Origin of the sequence: Geovibrio ferrireducens, assembly GCF_026226615.1 — a bacterium.
GTDB classification, from domain to species: Bacteria; Chrysiogenota; Deferribacteres; order Deferribacterales; family Geovibrionaceae; genus Geovibrio; species Geovibrio ferrireducens.
The window spans coordinates 172,957-182,853 of sequence record NZ_JAJAPB010000006.1; the positions used below are offsets into that span (position 1 = coordinate 172,957).

The following is a 9,897-nucleotide window of genomic DNA, read 5'->3' on the forward strand; positions in this document are numbered from 1 at the left end:
TCTACCCCTGCATCTCTTTTATTTTTGCGGCTATCTCCTCCGGTGAGAAGGATTCCCCGCCGGGGCAGCCCATAAACTCGACCGGAACCGCACCCTCAACAGCCACCTTCACATCAAAGAGCATCTGCCCTGTGTTCATCTCTGTAACGAGAACCTTCTTCGCCTTTTTCGCCGCATCTGCAAGCGCAGCATAGGGAAAGGGGCATATGGTTACGGGGCGGAAAAGGGCGGCCTTTATGCCCTGCTCCCTCAGATGGCGGATTGCGGTTTTAGCAACCCTCGCCGCTGTGCCGAAGGCCGCAACAAGAACATCATAATCCGTATCTGTCAGTTCGTATTTTGTTTCTGCTTCGGCTATTCTTTCAAACTTCGAGGCGAGATCCCAGTTGTGCTTTCTCAGCTGGCCCTCAGCAAGCCTGAGTGACATAACCGCTCTGGGTTCCCTGCCTTTTGCTCCGCCCAAGCCCCAACCCTGATCACCCTTCATCACGGGCTTCTCCTCCGGGAGGAGAACAGGTTCCGCCATCTGGCCGAGTGCGCCGTCACCGAGGATGAAGACGGGAATTTTATATTTGTCAGCAATATCAAAAGCATTATAGGTGAGATCAACCGCTTCCTGAACTGTGGAAGGAGCGTAGACAACCATTTTGTAGTCGCCGTTGCCGCCGCCTCTGGTCGCCTGATCATAGTCGCCCTGACTGGGGCCGATGTTACCGAGACCGGGGCCGCCGCGCATTATATTCACGATAACAGCGGGAACCTCAGCTCCGCACATGTAGGAAATAGCTTCCTGCATAAGTGCTATACCGGGGCTTGAGGAGGATGTCATTACCCTGCATCCGGTTGCGGCAGCGCCGTAGACCATGTTTATTGCCGCCACTTCGCTTTCCGCCTGAACAAAGGCTCTGCCTCTGGCGGGCATGTGGTATGACATGTATGCCGTAAATTCATTCTGGGGGGTGATAGGATAGCCGAAATAGCCCGCGAGCCCTGCCCTTACGGAGGCTTCGGCTATGGCTTCGTTCCCCTTCATCAGTACTTTTTTGTTCATTATTTACCGCCTGAATCCTGTTTCTGAAGGGTGAAAACCACATCGGGACAGACAAGCGCGCAGCTTTTGCAGAGAATACACGCATCCTGATCCGTACACATAATAATACTGTAGCCCATGGAGTTTATATTGTCGGAAAAACGGAGAATCTTCTTCGGACAGACCTGAATACACAGACCGCAGCCCTTGCATTTTTCCCCGTTGATGAGAACTTTAATCATATTTTTTCCTCCGAGGTGAATGAAAAATTTTAATGAAAAAAAAACATAATGCAACTTAAAAAAGGACATAGGCTGATAATAGAACGTACTGCGCCGGGCTTTTATAAAAAAACTCGGCAAATACCCTTTACAACATCACTCAAAAACGGATAAATTAAGCTTTTGAGACAATATTAAGAGGATGACGCAGATGAAAATAATATTCATGGGAACGCCGGAAACAGCCGTGCCTACCCTTAAAGCTATAGTGGAAAAAGGGCACGAAGTGCCGCTGGTGGTCACCCAGCCCGACAAACCCAAAGGGAGAAGCTCCGCCCTTGTGCCCACCCCGGTGAAGGAATATGCGCTGAGCGCCGGCTTAAAAGTTGTTCAGCCTGAAAAGCTCAAAAACAACGAGGAGTTTATGAGCCTTCTGGAAAGCCTTGAGGCCGACTTCCTCGTGGTTGTGGCATACGGAAAAATACTCTCTGAGCGTGTGCTGAAATCCCCGAAGAAAGCGCCGATTAACGTCCACTTCTCCCTCCTGCCCAAGTACAGGGGCGCTGCTCCGGTGAACTGGGCTATTGTCAACGGAGAAGCCGACACGGGCGTTACTGCCATGCTTATGGATGTGGGGCTGGACACGGGGGATATGCTGATGAAGGCTGTCACACCCATAGAACGGAAAACCACCGAGGATCTCCTCGCGGAACTCGCTGTGACAGGGGCGGAACTGCTTATTGAAACCTTAGATAAATTTGACACCATCACTCCCGAAAAGCAGAACGACGCAGAGCATACATACGCGCCGATGATGAAGAAGGAGGACGGGCTGATAGACTGGAACAAAAGCGCAGCGGAAATAGAGAGAATGATACGGGGCTTTCAGCCATGGCCGGTGGCTTACTCCATGCTGGACGGGCAGATGTTCAAATTCTTCGCCGCGGATACTGCGGAAAACTGCGGCAAGCCCGCGGGAACCATATTTGACATTACCAAGAAGAGCTTCTCAGTTGCCTGCGGCAAGGGCGCACTCATTGTGAAGGAGCTTCAGGCGGAGGGCAAAAAGCGGATGCCTGCGGCAAATTTCCTCAGCGGGTTCAGGCTGGAAGAAGGGAAGACGTTTGGCTGATTCCCCCCGAATGCAGAAACTGGCAAGACTTTTTCTGATAAAAGCGCTCTTTCCTCTGGCTATTGCCGTTAGCAGGCTGATGAAAGCGGACAGAGACAGGGTTTCTGCAAGGCTGATTGAGCTTAACAACCGCATCGTAATGCGCATTGTGAAGGCGAAGCCGCCGGAGCGGGTGCTGATTCTTCTCCCTCACTGCCTGCAAAACGAAAACTGTGAACTGAAAATTACCTCTGACATCTATAAGTGTGAGAGGTGCGGCAGGTGTGATATAGAAAAGCTTGCATCCGCCGGAGAAAGATATAGTTTATCAATAAACATAGCTACAGGCGGCTCGTCCGCCTTAAGGCTCGTTAAGGACACAAAACCGCAAATTATTGCAGCCGTTGCCTGTGAGCGGGACTTAATCAGCGGCATCAGTGACATATACCCCATACCGGTAATAGGAATATGCAACCGCCGCCCTGACGGTCCCTGCCGCAATACCCGTGTAAGCGCGGATGATATTGAAAATGTGCTGAGGCAGATGGGCGGCATTTAAAAAACGGATATAATAAAAATCGAGGTATAGAAAATGAGCAACTCAATGAAAACGGCATTCTTTATGGCGCTTCTCACTGTACTTTTCATGTTTGTGGGAGGCCTCATCGGCGGAAGGGGCGGAATGATGTTCGCCTTTATCTTTGCGATAGGGATGAACTTCTTCTCCTACTGGTTCAGCGACAAGATTGTCCTGAAAATGTACAAAGCAGTGGAAGTGGATGAGACGGAAGCCCCCGGCATCCACCGCATTGTGCGTAATCTCACCACTAAGGGCGGCATACCCATGCCCAAGGTTTACGTTATCCACAACCCAGCACCGAACGCTTTCGCCACAGGCAGAAACCCCGAAAACGCCGCTGTTGCGGTGACTACGGGTATTGTTGACCTCCTTAATGATGATGAGCTTGAGGGTGTTCTCGCCCATGAGCTGGCGCATATCTACGGGCGCGACATACTTATCGGCACTATCGCAGCCACCTTTGCGGGCGCTATAATGATGATAGCAAACACTGCGAAATGGGCCATGATCTTCGGCGGCTCAAGGAACAGTGAGGGCGAAAACAGCAACCCCTTTGCGGCGATTGCGGCGATGATAATTGCCCCCATAGCTGCGATGATGATACAGATGGCTATTTCCAGATCAAGGGAATACATAGCGGATGCCAGAGGGGCGAAGCTCTGCGGGAAACCGAAAGCGCTTGCGAATGCACTTCGCAAAATATCCGGCGGAGTGGCGGCAGCACCTATGGATGACGCTCAGCCGGCAACTGCCCATATGTTTATAATGAACCCCTTTTCCGCCCGTCAGGCAATGAACCTTTTCTCCACCCACCCCCCTGTGGAGGAGCGCATAGCCAGACTGGAAGCTATGCAGGGATAGTTTTAAAAAAATATAAAACCAAAAGCAGTTTTTTGGGAAGAGTATGAGAAACCCTTTTTTTCGTTAAAAAAGGGTTTCTCAAGTTTAAATAATTTATTACCCTGTCTTAAAACCATAAATCAAACAGCAAGGAAAACATATGTCCGACAAGATGCGGGGCAGGCTGTACGGTCTGCTGACAGATTATTATTCGAAGAAGTACAGGGAAGATTACTTTCAGGATGCGGTTATGCGCAGGTTTTACCGCAAGCTTTATTTCGAGATATTCCGCAATCTGGGAACCATAGAGAAGGCCATAGGGCGTTTCACGGAGTTCCGTCCCGCGCCGGAGCAGATGGCGGCGCTTGTCATGGGTGCGGCTCAGCTTCTTTACATGAACGATGTGCCGGATTACGCCGCTGTGAATGAGTCAGTGAACCTTGTTGGCAAGAACAAGCGCGGCTTCATAAACGCCATTCTCCGCAAGGTTATAGCTAACCGTGACGAGATACTGGCGGGCTCTGTCGAGCGTGATAATTTTCCTGCATGGCTTGCGGAAAGGTGGCGCAAGCGCTACGGCAATACGGCGGCGGAAAAGATGATGGCGGCGTATAATCAGGCTCCCCCGCTTTACGCCCTTAATACTGATGACCTTTCCGTGGCGGAGGTTGAGGAATATGACGAGGAGGCTGAAAACCTCTACTATATGGATAAGGCTTCCGCTATGGTTCCCACGCTGGCGGGCAGGTTTGACCCTGCGTCTGTTCTGGACTGCTGTGCGGCTCCGGGCGGCAAGACGCTGATTCTGGGCAAGACTTATCCTGAGGCAGTGGTTTTCGCAGTTGAGATAAACCCTAAACGCTTTGAGGTGCTTGAGGAAAATGTGGAGCGCTTCGGCCTTGAGAATGTTCAGCCGGTAAACAACGATATAATGAAGCTGGAAGGAGACGAGGCGTTTGACCTTATACTCCTTGACGCGCCCTGCACGGCTATCGGAACCATGCGCAAGCACCCTGAGATACGCTGGATACGCACCGAGAGACAGATAAGGGAGAAGGCATCGGTTCAGAGAAGAATGCTGATAAAAACCGGAGCCCTTCTGGCGAAAAAGGGGAGGCTGATCTACAGTGTATGCACCACCGAGCCGGAGGAGACAACGGAAATAGTGGGTGCTTTCCTTGCGGAATACCCTAATTTCAGGGCGGTGAAGCCTGCCTGTCCGGATGAGTTCATCAGGGGGGACTACTTTGTGTCCGACCCGTCAAAATCGAACTGCGACGGCTTCTTCGCTGCGGTGTTGGAGAAAAAATAGATACCGGACTTTATTGGAGAAAAAAATGCTCAAGCTGCTCCCGCACAGTGTCATCAGGCAGATTGACACAGGGGAAAAGCTTTTCATTATAAATGCATTTCCAGTCACAGCAGAAACAGTCAGAAGGTTTATTGGTCAGAAGCAGGGAATTACCCGCAGGAAGAAAGCGTCCGTAATGACCGCCGCCATAGAAAACCGCAGTCGGTTTTCCTATTATCCAAGCCATGTGTGTTATACCGGATTCATTTCCGACTACATAAGATGCGTGGGAGACAATATTTATCACCTCACTCAGCGATGTCCTGCCGGAAAGGTTGACAACACGCTCACCGCCGGCCTCAACTTCCTGAAGACCGGTAATAACCACTTTCACATCAAGTTTTTCTGCAAGCTCTTCCAAAACCGGAATAATACGTTCCTTCGGAAATGCCCGCCTCATATTGCCCGCATCCGAAATATAATGAAGGTATCTCCCTTTTATCAGAGGTTTACTGTCAGGGATGCTGAAAACAGGGGCGAAGCTCTCCGCACTGCGGCCGGCTATGCCCTCCTGAAAATGCTGCTCATGCTCCAGAACGGAGGTGTATCTGCCGCCCGTCATAACCGGCAGTGAACAGACAGACTTTACTCCGATGAACTTGCTCAGCTCTTTAAGGGAAGTGTTCCGCTTGTAGCCCCATTTCACCGCTGCGCCGCTGCAACGCACTATGTCCATATTAACGCTTGAGTGCATAGTTGAACCGATTGCGACAGAGAAACCTTTTTCCCTTATGCTTTTAAGCAGGCTGTAACGATAAGAAAGATTATTCCGGTAAAGGCTGATATCAAACGGAATAAGCCTGTCCTCCGGCAGAAGAAGACGCGCAGCATCGGTAAGATTTTCCCTGTAGACGAGAAATACGTCAAAACCCTGAGACTTAAGCCATGAAACTGCTGCGGAAGTGGGAACAACCAGATCGCCTATGACATCGTCACGGACAAGGAGAACTCTGTCCCTGCGGACAGTCTCAGGCTTGGGGAGAAAAAACGATAAGGGCACTCTCAGGGCAAGGGACATTCATACCTCTTTTGCAAAATCACCTGAATATACACATAAAATAATGACTTGAAAAGAGACTCAGCCCCGATTGCTCCTGATTCTGCCGAAAAACTCGGACAGGAAAAACACGGCGGATGCCACCATTATTATCGCTGCTCCGGAGGTGAGGTTGAATGTGTATGACAGCCACAGCCCCGTGACGGTGAACGCAAGGTTCAGCCCTACGGAGGAGAGCATCATAAGCCGCAGATCCTTCACGTAACGCTCCGCTATGTACGGAGGAATGCTTATCATCGCTATAACCAGAATAAGCCCCACAACCCTTATGACGAGGACAACTGTGAGCGCCACCATTATTATCAGCAGATAATAGAGCGGCCTGACCGGAACGCCGATGGAGACTGCGAAGTCCTCGTCAAAGCTCATGGCCTGCAAGTCCCTGAAAAAGAAGGCGATAAATACCACCACAGCCATATCAAGCACAGCCATCAGCCATATGTCCGACTGAGGCACGGCCAGTATGCTGCCGAAAAGATAGCTCATCAGGTCAACATTATAGCCGGGTGTGAGATCTGTCAGAATGATCCCTATCGCCATCCCCAGCGACCAGACAACACCTATCACCGTATCTGCCCGTTTTTTGTTGCTCATGGAAATAAACGCCACCAGAACACCCACCGCAACGGAGAAGCCGAGAGCACCGAGCAGAGGTGAGATGCCAAGAAAAAAGGCAAGCCCTATGCCGCCGTAAGCCGCATGGGCAATTCCGCCGGAGATAAACACTATGCGGTTTACCACAACCAGAGTGCCGATAACGCCGCATGCCACACAGGCAAAAAGACCCGCGAGAAGAGCGTTCTGCATGAACCCGAAGGAGAGCGCGTCAAGCATGTATATGCCCTCCGTGGACACCCTGTGGTATGCCGAGTGAATCACACTCATCACACCCTGTGCCGCCGTAAGCCATGCGAAGCATTTCGGGAGTTACCTCCGGGGATGAGTGAAAATGGAGTTTATTGTTTATGCAGGCTACGCTTGTGGCGTATCTGGGTATTATGCTTAAATCGTGGCTCACAACCACTATTGTCATAGTTTTATTGAGCTCCCGCAATCTGTCGAAAAGATCCTTCTGCCCTTTGGTGTCAACACTGGAAGTGGGCTCATCCAGAAAGAGCATTCTGGGCTCCATAGCAAGAGCGCGGGCTATATACACCCTCTGCCTCTGTCCTCCGGAGAGGTTATCCACAGGGGAACCTGCCAGATGCTCCACTTCGAGATATTCCATAACGGAGCGCACCTTGCTGTAATCCGCCTTTTCAGCGCGGGCAAAACGCCCTTTAAGCCTCATTCTGCCCATCATGGCTACCTGAAAGGCTGTTATGGGGAAGCCTCTGTTAGAGGAGACATCCTGTGGGACATATCCGGTAAGGCCTGCGGCCTCGTTCACTGTTTTTCCGAATATGCGCACCTCACCCGAATCCTGACGGAGTATGCCGAGGATTATTTTAAGAAGGGTGGATTTCCCCCCGCCGTTGGGACCTATGACAGCAAGAAACTCGCCCTCAGGGAGGGCGAGACTGACATCGGTCAGAATGGGGTTCTCACCGTAGGAAAATCGTAAATCAGTTATTTCAATTGCGTTCATTTATTTTTTCAGCACCTTTGCCAGAACTTCTGAAACATGAATAAGGTTGCTGCTCCACTCGTATGCCAGAGGGTCGATCTCGACTACCTCCCCCTTTATGGAAACGGCTATTGCCTGCGCACTCTTTTTGGAGAACTGGGGCTGAACAAAAACAACCCTTATTCCGCGCTCTTTAGCATAACCTATGAGTTCCTTAAGCTGAGCAGGCTTCGGTTCCTTGCCTTCCACCTCAACAGCTACCTGACGGAGGTTATACTTGCTTGCGAAATATCCCCATGACGGATGAAAAACCATGAAGGGAGCATCCTTGGGCACATTTTTCAGGTTTGTGCGTATCTTGGCGTCTGTCTCATCTATCTCCCTGAGAAGAGAGGCGAGATTCGCATCATAAACATTTTTTCCGGCGGGGTCTATCTCTGAGAAGGTTTTCGCCATGAGACGCGCCATTACTTTCATATTATCAGGAGAAAGCCAGATATGCGGGTCAAGTTCGCCGTGGTCATGGTGATGGTGCTCTTCTTCACCGTGTCCGTGTTCTTCACCGTGGTGATGGTCGTCTTCTATGATCTCGCCGGAAATCGGCTGTCTGTGGGCGGCGTCAGCGCAGTCCACATGCTTTATCTTCTTATTAGCGGATAAGAGTTTTTCAAGCCACACATCCTCAAAGGAGAGATCTATGGAGAAATATACCTGAGCCTTTGATATAAAAACCATCTGCTGAGGCTTAGGTTCATAATTATGAGGGTTTGAGCCCTTGCCCACAACAGCCATAGTCTCGAAACGGCCGCCTGTTATCTTGTCCGCAAGGTATTTCTGGGGGATTATGCTCACTGCCGCTTTAAAATCTGCGGCGAAGGCCGATGCCGAGAACAGCATAAAAAGTCCGGTAATCATTGCAATGATGCGCATTTTTCACATACTCCTTTAATGTCGAGCGAAACAGAGGCGATGCGGAACCCTTTGCCCACACGCCCTAAAATAAGCCCTTCCTCAAATGTAAGCGGTTCGAGGCAGTAAACCTGTCCGCACTCCCCGCAGTGAAAGTGGGGATGAACAGGGTTGTGCTCGCACGCTTTTTCATAGAAGGAGGTTCCCGAATCACCGGTAATTTCCCTGATAAGTCCCTTTTCAAGGAGGAGGGAAATCACGCGGTACACCGTAACGAGGTCTACGCTCCCCTTTTCTGTTGCCATCTCATGCAAATCTTTTGCACTGACAGGACGCTCCGCAGCAAGAATCAGAGAGAGTATAAGCTCCCGTCTTTCAGTAATTTTAAGTTTTTTTGATCTGAGCAGATCTGATGCTACACATACTGACATAAACAAACGATAAGCATTTTGCAAATGATTTGCAAGCCGGATTTATTAAGATAAGAATTTATATTGAACCAAGCATCACTGTTTGCAGTTCCGCGGAAACACCCGGAAAAGCCAGCAACTCCAAGGATGGAGTTTCGCCGTGCGGAGCGAAGGTTTGATCTGCAAACCAGCTTGTTGACAAAGTCTTTTTAGAAATGAAGAAGTCTATACTTGTATAAATCCTCCCCCGCCCTCCTTTACAAAAGGAGGGTGTTTTTCTTTTTGCACACAACAACTTCCCCCTTTGCAAAGGGGGACAGAGGGGGATTTTTACAGATATGAACAAGTCAGTTAATGTGTTTGTCACCAGTCTGGATTTGCTCTGCAAACTGCGGGCATGTATCCAGAATTTCCAAGGATGGCAAATTTTGGATCATAAAAACAGAGATTGCTTCACCCTTTCAGGGTTCGCAATGACAGCAGTTTACGTCACTGCGAGGAGCAAAGCGACGTGGCAGTCTCAGTTCTTGCTTTTTGCACACAACAACTTCCCCCTTTGCAAAGGGGGACTGAGGGGAATTTTTACAGATATGAACAAGTCAGTTAATGTGTTTGTCACCAGTCTGGATTTGCTCTGCAAACTGCGGGCATGTATCCAGAATTTCCAAGGATGGCAAATTTTGGATCATAAAAACAGAGATTGCTTCACCCTTTCAGGGTTCGCAATGACAGCAGTTTACGTCACTGCGAGGAGCAAAGCGACGTGGCAGTCTCAGTTCTTGCTTTTTGCACACAACAACTTCCCCCTTTGCAAAGGGGGA

Annotated in this window: 12 protein-coding genes; 5 read left to right on the top strand and 7 right to left on the bottom strand. The window is 50.0% G+C overall.

Annotation, left to right across the window (positions count from 1 at the left end; translation table 11 throughout):
• Position 1 precedes the first annotated feature (1 nt).
• Both vorB and OSQ85_RS08635 read right to left on the bottom strand, forming a co-directional pair.
• Positions 2-1,051: a 3-methyl-2-oxobutanoate dehydrogenase subunit VorB gene (vorB, locus tag OSQ85_RS08630; RefSeq protein WP_265822464.1), complete on the bottom strand. Its 1,050-nt coding sequence runs from the start codon at positions 1,049-1,051 to the stop codon at positions 2-4.
• Positions 1,051-1,272 carry a 4Fe-4S dicluster domain-containing protein gene (locus OSQ85_RS08635; RefSeq protein ID WP_265822465.1) on the bottom strand — a complete coding sequence of 74 codons (222 nt, stop codon included), beginning with the start codon at positions 1,270-1,272 and terminating at the stop codon, positions 1,051-1,053. Before OSQ85_RS08635 ends, vorB begins: the two co-directional genes overlap by 1 nt.
• A 190-nt stretch (positions 1,273-1,462) precedes the next feature.
• On the opposite strand from OSQ85_RS08635, the gene fmt reads away from it, so the two are divergent.
• The 4 genes from fmt to OSQ85_RS08655 all read left to right on the top strand — a co-directional run bounded on the left by fmt (position 1,463) and on the right by OSQ85_RS08655 (position 5,094).
• On the top strand, positions 1,463-2,383 hold the full coding sequence (gene fmt / locus OSQ85_RS08640; protein ID WP_265822467.1) for a methionyl-tRNA formyltransferase: 921 nt from the start codon (positions 1,463-1,465) through the stop codon (positions 2,381-2,383).
• On the top strand, positions 2,376-2,921 hold the full coding sequence (locus OSQ85_RS08645; RefSeq protein ID WP_265822469.1) for a DUF116 domain-containing protein: 546 nt from the start codon (positions 2,376-2,378) through the stop codon (positions 2,919-2,921). Before fmt ends, OSQ85_RS08645 begins: the two co-directional genes overlap by 8 nt.
• Before the next feature lie 45 nt (positions 2,922-2,966).
• Entirely contained in the window at positions 2,967-3,803 is an 837-nt protein-coding gene (gene htpX / locus OSQ85_RS08650) for a zinc metalloprotease HtpX (protein ID WP_265822470.1), read from the top strand.
• A gap of 139 nt (positions 3,804-3,942) precedes the next feature.
• Positions 3,943-5,094, top strand: coding sequence for an RsmB/NOP family class I SAM-dependent RNA methyltransferase (locus tag OSQ85_RS08655; RefSeq protein WP_265822471.1), 1,152 nt, complete (start codon positions 3,943-3,945; stop codon positions 5,092-5,094).
• A 10-nt stretch (positions 5,095-5,104) separates the two neighbouring features.
• Here the strand turns inward: OSQ85_RS08655 and OSQ85_RS08660 are convergent, their stop codons facing one another.
• Genes OSQ85_RS08660 through OSQ85_RS08680 form a run of 5 tightly spaced genes read right to left on the bottom strand, consistent with a single transcriptional unit; the run spans position 5,105 to position 9,097 of the window.
• Positions 5,105-6,151: a glycosyltransferase family 9 protein gene (locus OSQ85_RS08660; protein WP_265822472.1), complete on the bottom strand. Its 1,047-nt coding sequence runs from the start codon at positions 6,149-6,151 to the stop codon at positions 5,105-5,107.
• Positions 6,152-6,211: 60 nt separating this feature from the next.
• A complete protein-coding gene (locus OSQ85_RS08665; RefSeq protein ID WP_407649348.1) occupies positions 6,212-7,024 on the bottom strand; it encodes a metal ABC transporter permease in 813 nt (270 codons plus the stop codon).
• Positions 7,017-7,778: a metal ABC transporter ATP-binding protein gene (locus OSQ85_RS08670; RefSeq protein WP_265822473.1), complete on the bottom strand. Its 762-nt coding sequence runs from the start codon at positions 7,776-7,778 to the stop codon at positions 7,017-7,019. The genes OSQ85_RS08665 and OSQ85_RS08670 overlap by 8 nt, the downstream gene beginning before the upstream one ends.
• On the bottom strand, positions 7,779-8,687 hold the full coding sequence (locus OSQ85_RS08675) for a metal ABC transporter solute-binding protein, Zn/Mn family (RefSeq protein ID WP_265822474.1): 909 nt from the start codon (positions 8,685-8,687) through the stop codon (positions 7,779-7,781).
• Positions 8,669-9,097, bottom strand: coding sequence for a Fur family transcriptional regulator (locus OSQ85_RS08680; protein WP_265822475.1), 429 nt, complete (start codon positions 9,095-9,097; stop codon positions 8,669-8,671). Before OSQ85_RS08680 ends, OSQ85_RS08675 begins: the two co-directional genes overlap by 19 nt.
• A gap of 317 nt (positions 9,098-9,414) precedes the next feature.
• Between OSQ85_RS08680 and OSQ85_RS08685 the strand changes: the two genes are divergently transcribed.
• Positions 9,415-9,897 (top strand): hypothetical protein (locus OSQ85_RS08685; protein ID WP_265822477.1); only part of this gene is annotated, 483 nt, incomplete at its 3' end.